Here is a 13,291-nt window from a genome sequence, read left to right as displayed (position 1 = left end):
ATGAAAGTTTTAGATGCTAGGGGGATTGCCTGCCCAAGGCCTGTTATAATGGCAAAAAAGGCTATTAATGATGAAAAGTTGCTTGAAATTATGGTGTATGTTGACAATGAAATAGCAACTCAAAACTTAAGTAAAATGGGTCAGCAACTTGGATTTATCTCTGAGGTAAAAATGATTTCGGACGGAAATTATGAGGTTGTATTAAAAAAGTCCGATAATCTCGAATGTGAGCTTATGGATTTGGAGGATGATTCAGAATATATAGTTGTCATATCTTCAGATTATATGGGAAGAGGAGATGAGGATTTTTCTAAAAAGCTTCTTGAGGGCTTTATATATGCACTCAGAGAGCAGGATGTTCTTCCGAAGTTTGTTGTATTTTATAATACGGGTATTCGACTTACTACAATTAATACAAAGACAATTGAAGATTTAAAATTTATGGAATTAAAAGGAACAACTATATTATCTTGCGGATTATGTCTTGATAATTATAATTTGAAGGAAAAACTTGCAGTTGGTGAAGCTACAAATATGTATAGAATTTGTGAATTGCAAAGAATGTATAAGACTGTAACGCCATGTTGAAATATTATTTATTTACATTTGAATCATCAAATCGTGCAATGAAAGCGGAACTTGCAGTTAATGATATGGATGGAGTAAGATTAATTCCGTTATTACCGAAAATATCTGCAGGATGTGGACTTATGATGAAATGTGAAGTAGAAAAGTTTGATGAAGTAAAAAATATTTTTATAAAAAATAATATAGAAATAGCAGGTATATATTCTGTAGGAGAAGATAGCGAGGTATTAAGGATAATATGATTTATTTTGACAATAGTGCGACTACGCTTCAAAAGCCGATTGAAGTTGCAAATGCAGTATATAACAGTATATCATCACAAAAATACGGGAATCCTTCAAGAGGATCACATGATTTTTCGATAAATGCACTTCGCGGATTATATAAAACGAGATTTGAGATAGCCAAATTGTTTTCAATTGATGAACCGTTAAATATTGCTCTTACTTCAAATGTTACGACAGGACTTAATCTTGTTATAAGAAGTCTTTTAAATAATACTGATCACGTGATTTCTACTGATTCGGAACATAATTCTGTACTTAGACCGCTATATCAATTTCAAAGTCGCGGAGGACAAGTTTCATTTTTAAAAATTGATTTAAAAGGGAATATAATTTTAGATGAATTAAAGAAAAGTTTGAAAAAAAATACAAAGGCACTTATAATTACACAAGCGTCCAATGTTTCGGGTATAGCTACAGATATAGAAAGAGTTTTTGATTTTTGCTTAGAAAATAATTTGATTTTAATAATTGACGGCGCTCAAGGTGCAGGAAATTTAAGTTTAAAATTTAAAGGAAGAGAATTTCCGAGAACAGTTTATGCATTTACAGGGCATAAATCTCTCTATGGACCTCAAGGGACAGGAGGACTTATTTTTGTTGGAGATATTGTATTAAAATCGGTATTTTCAGGTGGGAGCGGAATAAATTCATTTAGCAGGACTCAGCCGGATATATTACCTGATATTTTTGAATATGGAACACAAAATGTACATTCTAATGCAGGTCTTTTTGAGGGAGTTAAATATATAAATGAAACAGGAATAGAAAACATCGAGAGAAATTTATATAAACTTACAAAATATTTTTACGACAGTGTTAAAAATATTGATGGGGTTATTTTGTATAATGATTTTTCAAGTAGAATGGCACCGATAGTTTCTTTAAATTTTAAACATTATTCATCATCCGAACTAAGTGATATACTTTGGAATAAATATGAAATCGCAACAAGACCCGGGTCACATTGTGCTCCTAAATATCATGAGAGTATGGGTACAAGAGAAAGAGGTATGGTCAGATTTTCATTTTCCACATTTAATACATTTGAAGAAGTTGATGAGGCTGTAAATATTTTAAGAAGACTGTAGGAAAAAAGTTTTATATATTTTGAAAATAGGTTTGATATATACTTAAATTACATTTTTTTAAAACATAAAAAATTTTAAAAAATGTAATTTTTTTTGACGTTTTATAGATTAAGCTCTGATATGATTTGTCCGAAAGTTATTACATAGTCAATATATTAGGAGGTAAAGATGAAGAGAGTAATGTGTATTCCTAACTATTCTGAAGGAAGAGATTTAGGAAAAATAGACAAGATTGTAGAATGTTTTAGAGCAAAGGAAAATGTTAAATTAGTCGACTACCAACCGGATAAAGACCACAATAGATTAGTAGTAGAAGTTATCGGAGAACCTGAAGCAGTTATAAAGGCTGTTGTAGAATCAGTTAAAGTTGCATCAGAAGTTATTGATATGACTAAGCATGAAGGTGCTCATCCAAGAATGGGAGCAGTTGACGTTGTTCCTTTTGTACCTGTAACTGAATGTACTACTGAAGATTGCGTTGGATATGCAAAAGAAGTAGGTAAGGCAATCGGAGAAATGGGAATTCCTGTATATCTATATGAAGATGCTGCAACAACTCCTGAAAGACAAAATCTTGCAAAAGTTCGTAAAGGACAATATGAAGGATTCTTTGAAAAAATTGAACAACCTGAATGGAAACCTGATTTCGGTCCACAAAAGATGAATGCAAAGAGTGGAGCAACTGCAGTAGGAGCAAGATTCCATTTAATAGCATTTAATGTAAACTTAAATACAGATAAAGTTGAAATTGCAGATGCAATAGCTAAGAAAATTCGTCATATAGGCGGAGGACTTAGATTTGTTAAAGCTATCGGACTTCCACTTGAAGAGAGAGGACAAGTTCAAGTTTCAATGAACCTTGTAAATTTTGAAAAAACAAGAATTTATCAAGCAATTGAAATGGTTAAATCAGAAGCAAAAAGATACGGTGTTACAGTTTACGGAACAGAACTTATTGGTATGATTCCGCTACAAGCACTTATTGATTCCGCTCAATACTATATGCAAATTGAAGAATTTAAGTATGATCAAGTACTTGAAACACTTTTAATTGCTGAATAATTAATTATATAAAATAGGAGAAAAATAAAATGGCAGAATTTAAAACTGATATAGAAATTGCAGAAGAATGTGTAATGGAACCTATAGTTGAGGTTGCTAAAAGACTTGGTCTTAAAGAAGATGAATTAGAAAATTACGGAAAATACAAAGCAAAAATATCTTTTGATGCTATTGAAAGATTTAGCAAAAATGAAGATGGAAAATTAATTCTTGTAACAGCTATAACTCCAACACCGGCAGGAGAAGGAAAGTCAACAGTTTCAATCGGACTTACTCAAGGATTAAATAAAATAGGAAAAAACTCTGTAGTAGCACTTAGAGAACCATCTCTTGGACCTGTATTCGGTGTAAAGGGCGGAGCTGCAGGTGGAGGATATTCTCAAGTAGTACCTATGGAAGATATTAACCTTCACTTCACAGGAGATCTTCATGCTATGACAGCTGCTAATAATTTACTTGCAGCTTTAATAGACAATCATATTCACCAAGGAAATGCTTTAAGAATTGATTCAAGAAACATTGTTTGGAAGAGAGTTCTTGACATGAATGACAGATCACTTAGAAATATAGTAATCGGTCTTGGTGGAAAAGCTTGTGGATTTACAAGAGAAGATCATTTCATGATTACAGTAGCTTCTGAAATCATGGCAGCACTTTGCTTAGCAAGTGATCTTGAAGACTTAAAAGTAAGACTATCAAAGATGATAGTTGCATATAATTTAGAAGGAGCTCCTGTAACAGCAGGGGATTTAGAAGCACAAGGTGCTATGGCTATGCTTTTAAAAGATGCTATCAAACCAAACCTTGTTCAAACATTAGAACATACTCCTGCTCTAATTCATGGTGGACCATTTGCAAATATTGCTCACGGATGTAACTCATTAATCGCAACAAGACTTGGTCTTAAAATGAGCGACTATCTTGTAACTGAAGCAGGATTCGGTGCTGACCTTGGAGCAGAAAAATTTCTTGATATTAAGTGTAGACTTGGCGGCTTAAAACCGGACGCAGTTGTAATTGTAGCAACAATAAAAGCTCTTAAGATGCACGGCGGAGTAGCTAAGACAGAACTTAAGGAAGAAAATGTAGAAGCATTAGAAAACGGATTTGCAAATCTTGGACGTCACATTGAAAATGTAAAAAAATTCGGACTTCCTGTTGTAGTTGCAGTAAATAGATTTGCTCAAGATACAGAAGCTGAAGTTGAAATGCTAATCAAAAAATGTGAAGAATATGGTGTTGAAGTATCACTTTGCGAATGTTGGGCAAAGGGTGGAGAAGGTACATTAGACCTTGCAGAAAAGGTAGTAAACTTAATTGAAAAACAACCTTCAAACTACAAACCGCTATATGATGTAGAACTATCAATTGAAGAAAAATTAAACGTAATTGTAAAAGAAATTTACAGAGGAGCAAAAGTAACTCTTACTTCTTCTGCTAAGTCTCAAGTTAAGAAATTAAAAGAACTTGGATTGGATAAGATGCCTATTTGTATGGCAAAGACTCAATTCTCATTCTCTGATGATGCTAAAGCTGTAGGAGCACCTACTGATTTTGAAATTACAGTTCAAAACGTAAGAGTATCTGCAGGAGCAGGATTCATAGTTTGTGAAACATCAAATATTATGGTAATGCCGGGTCTTCCAAAAATACCTGCAGCAAATAATATGGATGTAACAGCTGATGGTCATATGAAGGGATTATTCTAAGAAAAATTAAGTTTTAAAACTTAACTTAAGAAGTTTTTAGAAAATACGTCAGAAAATATAAATTATAATTTTATTTGTTATATTTCTAAGGAGGAAATATTTTGTTAAGAGATTTAACTGTAAAGGGATTTGTTGAAGAAACTTATTCAGATTCACCGGCTCCGGGTGGCGGATCTGTAGCAGCTCTTGCAGCGGCACAAGCTGCAGCATTACTTGGAATGGTTGCAAATTTGACTATAAAGAGCAAAAAGTATGAAGCAGTTCATGAAGAAATGAAAAGTATTGCGGAAGAATGTAAAAAATATCAAGATGACTTCGTAGAAGATATAGATAGAGATTCAAATTCATTTAACGGAGTAATGGCTGCGTTTAAAATGCCTAAAGACACAGATGAAGAAAAAGCGGCAAGAAGTGCAAAAATTCAAGAAGAATATAAAAATGCAGCAAATGTTCCGCTAAGTGTTGGACTAAAGACTTTGAATTTACTTTCAATAGCTGAAGTTTTAGTTGAAAAGGGAAACAGCAATGCAATAACAGATGTAGGAGTTGGACTTCTTAACCTAAAGCTTGCAGCAACAGGAGCTTTCTACAATGTTAAGATAAACCTCGGTTCAATTAAGGATGAAGCTTATGTTGAAGAACTAAAGAAAAAAATGAGAGATGCTCTTAAAGAAATTGATGAAAAGACAGCTCCATTATTAGAAAAAGTTGAATCAATGATTGAATAAATTTTTAAAACTAATAGGGACTTATGTCCCTATTTTTTACATATATTTCATCAGAGTTATTTGATATTTTCATATAGATTTGAAAACTTAGTTTCAAGTTTAAAATAGATAGCACAGACAAAATAAAGAAAGTTGCGGAGAATTCATTTGTTATTTGTGATTAAAAAGGATTTTATTTTAAATTATAAATTATTATGTCGACGGGAAGTATAATATATGGTAAATAAAGAGTGCCGGTGGATTCATCAGCACTTTTTATTGCAATAAGGAGATTAAAGATGAATTATTATTTATTATTGGACTTTGGTTCAACATACACTAAGTTAACGGCAGTAGATATAGAAAAAGAAGAAATTATTGCTACTGCAAAAGATATTACGACAGTAACAAGTGGAGTTATGAACGGTTTTAGGAATGCGCTTAAAAAGCTTAGAGAAAAGCTTCCAAGCGATGTAGTATTTGAAAAAACTCTTGCATGCTCTTCAGCGGCGGGTGGGCTTAAGATGATTGCAATAGGACTTAGCAGAAATTTGACGGCGGAAGCTGCTAAAAGATCTGCTCTTGGAGCAGGAGCGAGAATTTTAGAGACATATAGCTACGAACTTTCAGATGATGATATAAACGAAATAGTAAATTCTGATTGCGACATAATTCTTTTGTCCGGAGGAACTGATTTTGGAAATAAAAGAACTATAATTTATAACGCAAAAAAGCTTGCTGATGCAAAATTGAATATTCCGATAGTAGTTGCAGGAAATATTGGAGCAATAGATGAAATAAAATGTATTTTTGATGCTTCAGCTATTGATTATATATGTACTGAAAATGTGATGCCGAAGGTAAATACATTAAATGCAGAGCCTGCAAGAGAAGTAATAAGAAAAATTTTTATGGATAGAATTGTAACGGCAAAGGGTATGAATGATGTAGAAGGTGAAATTGACGGAGTTTTAATGCCTACACCGGCAGCTGTTATTAAAGGAGCGGAACTTTTATCTACCGGTACCGAAAATGAAGAAGGTATGGGTGACTTGATAGTCGTGGACGTCGGAGGAGCAACTACTGATGTTCATTCTATAGGGGTAGGATTTCCAAGTGACAGTGATATAAGATTTGAAGGATTGAGAGAACCATTTGCTAAAAGAACGGTTGAGGGAGATTTAGGTATGCGATATTCAGCTCTAAGTCTTTATGAAGCAGTTGGAGAAGAAAGACTCAGGTCATATTTTTCAGAAGAAATAGATATTTTAGAAAATTGTAAATATAGAGCTGAAAATATTATGATGGTTCCAAACTCACAGTTGGATTATAAATTTGATGAGGCTATGGCGGGATGTGCGGTAGAGGCTGCAGTAATAAGACATGCAGGAAGCATAAGAAAAGAGTATTCTTATAGCAGGTACATTTATTATCAAAGAGGAAAAGATTTGACTAATGTAAAAGTTGTTATAGGAACAGGAGGAGTAATAGTACATTCTAAAAATCCGGTAAAAATATTAGACAATGTAAAATCTTATGACAGTAACATATTGACACCGGCAGATGCAAATTTTTATGTAGACAGTGAGTATATTCTTTCGGCAATTGGACTTTTGGGAATGATTTTACCTGACAAGGCAGTAAAGATAATGAAGAAATATTTAAAAAAAGTAAGCTGAGAAGAGAGGAAATTAAAATGGAAAAGACATTTGATTATTTTAAAGCTAATCCTGCCGGAAATATAACGGGATTTGTAGTATGGCCTGTATATCCGGGATATAGAGTTGCATATGCAAAGGCAATCATGGAGCAAATAGACAGTGATGTTGAACAAGTTGCATTTATAAGCCCGAGTTATGACGGACCGCCACTCAGAATGGATATGATGGGCGGAGAATTTTGCGGGAATGCAACGAGAACTTATGGACTTTATGCAGCTACATTTTTAGAAGAAAAAGGAGATGTAGAAGTTGAAGTATATGTAAGCGGAGTTAATAAACCTTTGAATGTTTTAGCTAATGTTGAAAAATCTTATGCATCAGTAGAAGTACCTCCGGCTAAAAAAATATCTCAAATTGAAATAGACGGAAGAAACTATATGGTTGTAGAATTTGACGGAATAACTCATACAATTATAGATGACAAATCTGAGGATAAAGAATTTGTAGAGAGAGCAATAGATATTGTCAGAAAAGAATTTGATTCAAGTGCTTATGGAATTTTGTTTTTAAATGAAAAAAATTTTGAATTGATTCCATATGTCTATGTTGTAGGTTCTGATACTATATTTAGAGAAGGATCTTGCGGCTCAGGTTCTATAGCGGCAGGATATTACCTGAATAAAAATAGTCAAGATGAAAATTTTAAAGTAGATATAAAACAACCTAAGGGTTCTATTGAAGTTAAAGCAAGAAAATCAGAAGATGGGCAACTTTTATATTCAATAGGCGGAAAGATTGAGCTGGGAGAAAAGAAAAAAGTTACAATAACAATTTCTCCGGAGCAAGTAAAGAAAATTACTCAGGCACATAAAGAAGCTGTAAAAGAAGGAAGAGAATAAAAAGACTTAAGCAAAATGTACCGACCTACAATTGTTAGATTTTTCGGTCTAACTTTTTGAGGTCGGTAATTTTTACTGTATCTTTTATTTAGGAAACGTTATGTTTTTATAAAATTAATTTAAATTTTTTTCATTAAGTTTTTTATTTAAAAGTTCAACATCTTTTTTTATTTCTCTATATATTGAAATCCAAATTATAATATATATTGCAAAGAATAAAAAACTTGAAGCTATAACTGTTGCCATATTTATAAACCAGTGTAATGTATATCCGGTAAATATGAAATAACAAAATATTACACTGAGATTTAAAATTGTTCTTAGAAGAAGAGAAAATTTTTCATTTCTGTAAATATAACCTGCAATAACAGACACTACTCCAAATAGTGCATATAATATTGTTTCTTTAGTTACTGCACTTAAAACTGAGTTTTGTGTTGCTATATAACTTGGAACTCCGGGCGAATATGTGCCGGCTAATATGCAAAATAATAAATTTATTGAATTTCCGATTCCAATTCCGATTAGACAACTGTTGATAAAATTTTTAAATGTTTTCATAATTACCTCCTATAATCCTAAAGCTTTTTTAAAAGAACTTAAATTTCTTCTGGAAATATAACTTACATCTCCGTTTTTAAATTGAATTGCAATTGTTCCTTTAAAGCTTAGATCTAATTTTTTAATATAGTCCAAATTAACTATTTCTCCACGGGAAACTTTGATAAAATTTGAGTTTTTAAATTTCTCTTCAATTTCATAAATTCTGAGTCGACAGAGGAATTTATCTTTTTCGGTTTGAATAAAAGTATTTTTATCTTCGGTAAAAAATCTTACTATATCATCTGCATCTATAATAAAAGCCTCATCGTCTTTAAAACCTATAATTTTTGGAGTATTTGTCTCGTAAAAAAAATTCTCAATCATTCTTACATCTTCATTTATTGAAGAAGAAAAAACTTTAAGCAACGTTTCTTTATAAATTTCATCGATTATTATTTCTAATTTCATTTTTTCCCTCCTTATAGTTTTAGTATAAATTATAAGAATATTTTTTCAACAAATATCAGATATTCGGTATTTAATTTAGGATAAACGGAAAACCATATATGATAAATTATTTATATTCTTGAAAACTGCTTGAAAAATTCTCATATTGAAAACCGTACAACATATTAAAAAAATAGTTTTATAATAAGCAGATAATTATGGTAAAATATGCTATTAAATCAGCATATATTTTTTGTACGGAAAATATAGAGAAAGATTTTTTTATAGTGGTATATTAATAATGTAAGGAGGGATACAATGAATATTATTGAATCATTTAACAGGTCTATGAATTATATAGAATCTGTACTTGATGATGAACTTAATGAAAAAGAGATTGTACATTTATCCGGATATTCTTTTTCTATGTTCAGTCGAATTTTTTCAATTTTAACCGAAACTACATTGACAGAATATATCAGGAGCAGAAAACTTACACAGGCAGCTATTGAACTTCGTGAAACAAAGTGTAAGGTGATAGATATTGCTGTTAAATACGGATATGAATCAACTGATTCATTTGGAAATGCATTTAAAAAATTTCATGGGTATACTCCTACAGAAGTTAGAAGAGGAAAACCGTTTAGAATTGTTTCTCGTGTACAACTTGCACTTAGTATAAGGGGAGGAAAAGCAATGAATATTAGAATTCAAAAAAAACCTGTATTCAAAGTTGCGGGTAAGAGTATAAGAAATATAGAATCTGCACTATGTCCTAAAGCCTGGGAAGAATTATATTCTAAGTACAGTCATGAAGTATTGTCCGAATTTGGTAGCGGTCAAAGCTTTGGGATGTGCTTTGATGTAGATAATATAAATAATATAAATTATATGGCTTGTTATGATGTTGTAGATGTAAATAAGGCAAAAGAAAAGGGACTTGAAGTTTTTGAAATTGAGGAAGGAGATTATGTGGTTGTAAATCTTAAGGGGAAAGTTCCTGATTGTATACACGAAGGCTGGAAATATTTAATGGAAGTATTTTTCCCTGAGCATGGATATATGCATTCCGGAAAACCTGATTTCGAAGTTTACAGTGAAGGTGATATGGATAGTGAAAATTATGAAATGGAGCTTTGGGTTCCTGTAGTAAAGGATAATGAATAATTTAGTGCTTATAATATTGTTTAAATTTTCAGATTAATTAAAAATTAGAAAATATTATAAAAAGGCGGATTCGCCTTAATATATTGATTAATAATTACAAAGTTATTACTTGGGTTGCATAATATTAACTGTAAGGAAATGTATATAGACACAAAAAAGGAGAATAACGCACCGGGAAATATCGAAAACGCTATGAACAGTTATCGGGGAAATATTAGGTAGATTTGAAAATGAACTGACAAGACTGATAGAGCTGGCAGAACAGGAAATTATACAGATGAGAGAAGAAATCGAAGAAGCCAAGAAAGAAAAATCAAGAGCTTACCATAGGGCATATTCCAAAGAATACAGAGCTAAAAATCTTGAAAAGTTCAGAGAGTATGAACGAATAAAAGCAAGGAAATACAGAGCAAGAAAGAAGTTACAAGTTACAACCTAAAGTCAATACTTAAAACTAAATAACAACCAATACGAAAAGAGGTTTCCTAAGTACAGGAAATCTTTTTTTGTGTAAGTCGAAAGGAGGACTAAATGGCAGAAAATGAAAAATATAGATAATAAAGAAATACAGACAGAAGAACAACCACAACATCAAAAGCTTGATGGTATTCTAACAAAAAAGATAAACGGAAAGACCTTTGTAACACAGATATATTTTGACCCAAACAGTAAGGATACATTTCAAGAGAAGTTATTAAAAGTAGTACAGTCGGAACATAAAGAATGAAAGAACAGAACACAGTGGGCGGCAAATATAGTAATGGTAAAATTAACCTAAATTCGTTATAATACTATATATTGAAAGATTTAGAAAGGTAGGGAAATCATGAAAAATTCGTTATGCGAAAAGATAATATGGTATGCCTTATCGCCTACCATATTTCAATTTATAAAACAATATTGGAAAGATATTGATATAAAGAATGTAAAAAGGATTTCTAAAAACAATTATAAGGATATAATCAAACGGACACCGGATATAGGCAGCCTTAGAAAAAATCCTCTGAGAGTGTGTCTTACAAGCGGGATCCTGTGGTTGTCCATATATGAAGCGATGGAAGGAAAAATGAATCAAGAACAGTTTGAAGAAATGGTCAGCGCTACAATAGAAGCTCCTATGTTAAAGAAAAACTTCCAAAAACAAAAGGCTTTTGATATAAAAACGCAGAAAAAGAAAACAGAAAAAAACAAGATTGCAAATGCAGCTTCTGACAGTGAGTTTAATTGGAATACAGAACTCATTTTAGGTAGAGATGAAAACGAATATACAATAATATATCATAGATGCGGGCTTTGCGCCTTAGGCAAACAGGAACATCATGAGGAATTGATACCATATATGTGTAAGATGGATTATGAGACTATAACTATGATGGGCGGTGTACTAAAAAGAAAAGGAACAATAGCTACAGGTGCAGATTGTTGTGATTTTTATATATGTAAAAAAGGTTCAAAGTGGGATAAGTAAAAGATCTTATGATTGGAAGTTTTTATAGCGTAGTTAACAAATAACACGATATACCATAGTAATTCACGAAGCAGTAAATCAAAAATGGTTTACTGTTTTTTCTTGCTCAAATTTAGAAAGAGAGGAAAACAGAAAATGAAAAAACAGATAATAAAGAAATACAGACAGAAGAACAACTACAACATCAAAAGCCTGATGGTATTCTAACAAAAAAGATAAACGTAAAAACCTTTGTAATATAGATATATTTTGATAAAAATAGTAAGGAAACATTTCAAGATAAATTGTTTAGCGTAATTCATTCTAAGAGGAAATAGTAGCGAGTGAGTAGGAAATTTGGCAATAGAAAAAATACTTAAAAAATTCTATTATACTAAATAATATGGAAGTGGGAGGAGAACCAAAATTGAAAAAATATATTAGAATAGTTCTAGTTTTGAGTTGTATATTAGTTTTAACTGCTTGTGGAAATAAAAAAGAAATAGTGTTACCAGAAACTAAAAATATAACAGAAATTGAAATCATGGATAATGTTTCTGAGACTGCTAACAAAATTATTGATGAAAAAGAAATATCAAAGCTGATTAGTGATATAAAAGATAATTCAAAAGGTACTAATGCTAAGAGTGTAAATGACCAACCTACGAACATTGAAAACTATATCATAGTAAAATTTTATCATAAAGGTGCAGAAAAAAGTCCAAGTGTAGCATATTTATATCAGAAAAATGGGAATAGTTATGTTGAACAGCCATATCAGAGGATTTGGGATTTAAAAGAAGAAATCTTTAATAATATTATAGGGTTGATTAGTGAAAGCGATAATATAAAAGCTGGAACAGAAGCATCTTATAAACCTATGGTTAAAATAAACGATGAAATTTATGGTTGGGTTAGAGATTTGGGAGCAGTTAAATTAGGTGATATGAAATTTTTAGGAGAAATTAAAGGTTCGAAAGGCTCTTTATCAAAAACTTTAAATGATGAAGATGAAAATTTCACGAGCAACATTTATCCAATAGGAGCAAAAATATACAAATGGGATGAAAAAAGTATATTGATTGAATCTAATGATGTTTTTAGCGTTTGTGAAATTATTGAATAAAAATATTAAAGTAGACAAATCCTAACTTGCTGAATTAACAATTTAATAAAAACTAACACAGGAACAGTAAATCAAAAAAGGTTTACTGTTTTTTCTTTGCTCAAAACATAAAGAGAGGAAAACAGAAAATGAAAAATATAGACGAAAAAATTTTAATGGAAGAAGAAATCAAGCAATTACAAAATAAAAGAAAAAAGCTCATCAGTCAACAGAAACAGGAAGAACGAAAAAAGAGAGATAGACGGATATATGAAAAAGGAGCAGTCTTTGAAAGTATATTTACCGAAAGTAAAAACTTCACCAAAGATGAATTTTATCAGCTAATCACATCTCTAATTCGTAAAGAAGAAGCCAATCTTAAAATACTAAAAATCATTGAAAGCAGAGAAGAAACAGAAAGTAAAAATATAGAAAACCAAGAGACTGTAACGGACATCGAGGAATAGTCCCTTGTTTACAAGGGCGCACATATACACCTTAACAGGTGCGTGCGTTCTCCGAAGGCTCTTAGCAGAGGGCATATCGGCTAACGCTGATACAGGGGAGCTACACTCCCCTAC

15 protein-coding genes and 1 pseudogene are annotated in these 13,291 nt (G+C 31.6%); 14 read left to right on the top strand and 2 right to left on the bottom strand.

Annotation, left to right across the window (positions count from 1 at the left end):
- The 8 genes from yedF (at position 1) to HMPREF0629_RS00835 (ending at position 8,001) form a co-directional block, all read left to right on the top strand.
- Complete coding sequence (gene yedF, locus HMPREF0629_RS00870; RefSeq protein WP_009221488.1) at positions 1 to 588, top strand: sulfurtransferase-like selenium metabolism protein YedF; 588 nt, start codon at positions 1 to 3, stop codon at positions 586 to 588.
- Positions 582 to 830, top strand: a complete 249-nt coding sequence (locus HMPREF0629_RS00865; protein ID WP_009221487.1) for a DUF3343 domain-containing protein — start codon at positions 582 to 584, stop codon at positions 828 to 830. Before yedF ends, HMPREF0629_RS00865 begins: the two co-directional genes overlap by 7 nt.
- Positions 827 to 1,963 (top strand): aminotransferase class V-fold PLP-dependent enzyme, encoded by a 1,137-nt coding sequence (locus tag HMPREF0629_RS00860; protein ID WP_009221486.1) that lies wholly within the window; start codon positions 827 to 829, stop codon positions 1,961 to 1,963. Before HMPREF0629_RS00865 ends, HMPREF0629_RS00860 begins: the two co-directional genes overlap by 4 nt.
- 168 nt (positions 1,964 to 2,131) lie before the next feature.
- Positions 2,132 to 3,025 (top strand): glutamate formimidoyltransferase, encoded by an 894-nt coding sequence (ftcD, locus tag HMPREF0629_RS00855; RefSeq protein WP_009221485.1) that lies wholly within the window; start codon positions 2,132 to 2,134, stop codon positions 3,023 to 3,025.
- 29 nt (positions 3,026 to 3,054) lie between these two features.
- A complete protein-coding gene (locus HMPREF0629_RS00850; protein ID WP_009221484.1) occupies positions 3,055 to 4,734 on the top strand; it encodes a formate--tetrahydrofolate ligase in 1,680 nt (559 codons plus the stop codon).
- A 101-nt stretch (positions 4,735 to 4,835) separates the two neighbouring features.
- Positions 4,836 to 5,462 carry a cyclodeaminase/cyclohydrolase family protein gene (locus tag HMPREF0629_RS00845; RefSeq protein WP_009221483.1) on the top strand — a complete coding sequence of 209 codons (627 nt, stop codon included), beginning with the start codon at positions 4,836 to 4,838 and terminating at the stop codon, positions 5,460 to 5,462.
- Between the two features lie 278 nt (positions 5,463 to 5,740).
- Entirely contained in the window at positions 5,741 to 7,120 is a 1,380-nt protein-coding gene (glmL, locus tag HMPREF0629_RS00840; protein WP_009221482.1) for a methylaspartate mutase accessory protein GlmL, read from the top strand.
- A gap of 17 nt (positions 7,121 to 7,137) precedes the next feature.
- Complete coding sequence (locus HMPREF0629_RS00835) at positions 7,138 to 8,001, top strand: hypothetical protein (protein WP_009221481.1); 864 nt, start codon at positions 7,138 to 7,140, stop codon at positions 7,999 to 8,001.
- 114 nt (positions 8,002 to 8,115) lie between these two features.
- On the opposite strand, the gene HMPREF0629_RS00830 is transcribed toward HMPREF0629_RS00835, so the two are convergent.
- Together HMPREF0629_RS00830 and HMPREF0629_RS00825 are read right to left on the bottom strand one after the other, a co-directional pair.
- Positions 8,116 to 8,562: a DUF3021 domain-containing protein gene (locus HMPREF0629_RS00830; RefSeq protein WP_009221480.1), complete on the bottom strand. Its 447-nt coding sequence runs from the start codon at positions 8,560 to 8,562 to the stop codon at positions 8,116 to 8,118.
- A 9-nt stretch (positions 8,563 to 8,571) separates the two neighbouring features.
- Complete coding sequence (locus HMPREF0629_RS00825) at positions 8,572 to 9,012, bottom strand: LytTR family DNA-binding domain-containing protein (protein WP_009221479.1); 441 nt, start codon at positions 9,010 to 9,012, stop codon at positions 8,572 to 8,574.
- Between the two features lie 297 nt (positions 9,013 to 9,309).
- On the opposite strand from HMPREF0629_RS00825, the gene HMPREF0629_RS00820 reads away from it, so the two are divergent.
- The 6 genes and pseudogenes from HMPREF0629_RS00820 to HMPREF0629_RS00800 all read left to right on the top strand — a co-directional run bounded on the left by HMPREF0629_RS00820 (position 9,310) and on the right by HMPREF0629_RS00800 (position 13,177).
- Positions 9,310 to 10,158: an AraC family transcriptional regulator gene (locus HMPREF0629_RS00820; protein WP_009221478.1), complete on the top strand. Its 849-nt coding sequence runs from the start codon at positions 9,310 to 9,312 to the stop codon at positions 10,156 to 10,158.
- Positions 10,159 to 10,372: 214 nt separating this feature from the next.
- A pseudogene (locus tag HMPREF0629_RS07760) lies at positions 10,373 to 10,597 on the top strand (recombinase); the annotation flags it as partial.
- A gap of 102 nt (positions 10,598 to 10,699) precedes the next feature.
- Complete coding sequence (locus HMPREF0629_RS00815; RefSeq protein WP_009221476.1) at positions 10,700 to 10,885, top strand: transposon-encoded TnpW family protein; 186 nt, start codon at positions 10,700 to 10,702, stop codon at positions 10,883 to 10,885.
- Between the two features lie 99 nt (positions 10,886 to 10,984).
- Positions 10,985 to 11,626: an L-2-amino-thiazoline-4-carboxylic acid hydrolase gene (locus HMPREF0629_RS00810; protein ID WP_009221475.1), complete on the top strand. Its 642-nt coding sequence runs from the start codon at positions 10,985 to 10,987 to the stop codon at positions 11,624 to 11,626.
- A 406-nt stretch (positions 11,627 to 12,032) separates the two neighbouring features.
- On the top strand, positions 12,033 to 12,731 hold the full coding sequence (locus HMPREF0629_RS07725; RefSeq protein WP_009221474.1) for a DUF5301 domain-containing protein: 699 nt from the start codon (positions 12,033 to 12,035) through the stop codon (positions 12,729 to 12,731).
- A gap of 128 nt (positions 12,732 to 12,859) precedes the next feature.
- Positions 12,860 to 13,177: a DUF3847 domain-containing protein gene (locus tag HMPREF0629_RS00800; protein ID WP_009221473.1), complete on the top strand. Its 318-nt coding sequence runs from the start codon at positions 12,860 to 12,862 to the stop codon at positions 13,175 to 13,177.
- Positions 13,178 to 13,291 lie beyond the last annotated feature (114 nt).

It is taken from the genome of Peptoniphilus sp. oral taxon 386 str. F0131, from assembly GCF_000090945.1.
Lineage (GTDB): Bacteria > Bacillota > Clostridia > Tissierellales > Peptoniphilaceae > Anaerosphaera > Anaerosphaera mikwangii.
Note: the sequence above shows the minus strand (reverse complement) of the source record. Positions and strands in the feature narration are given on the sequence as shown.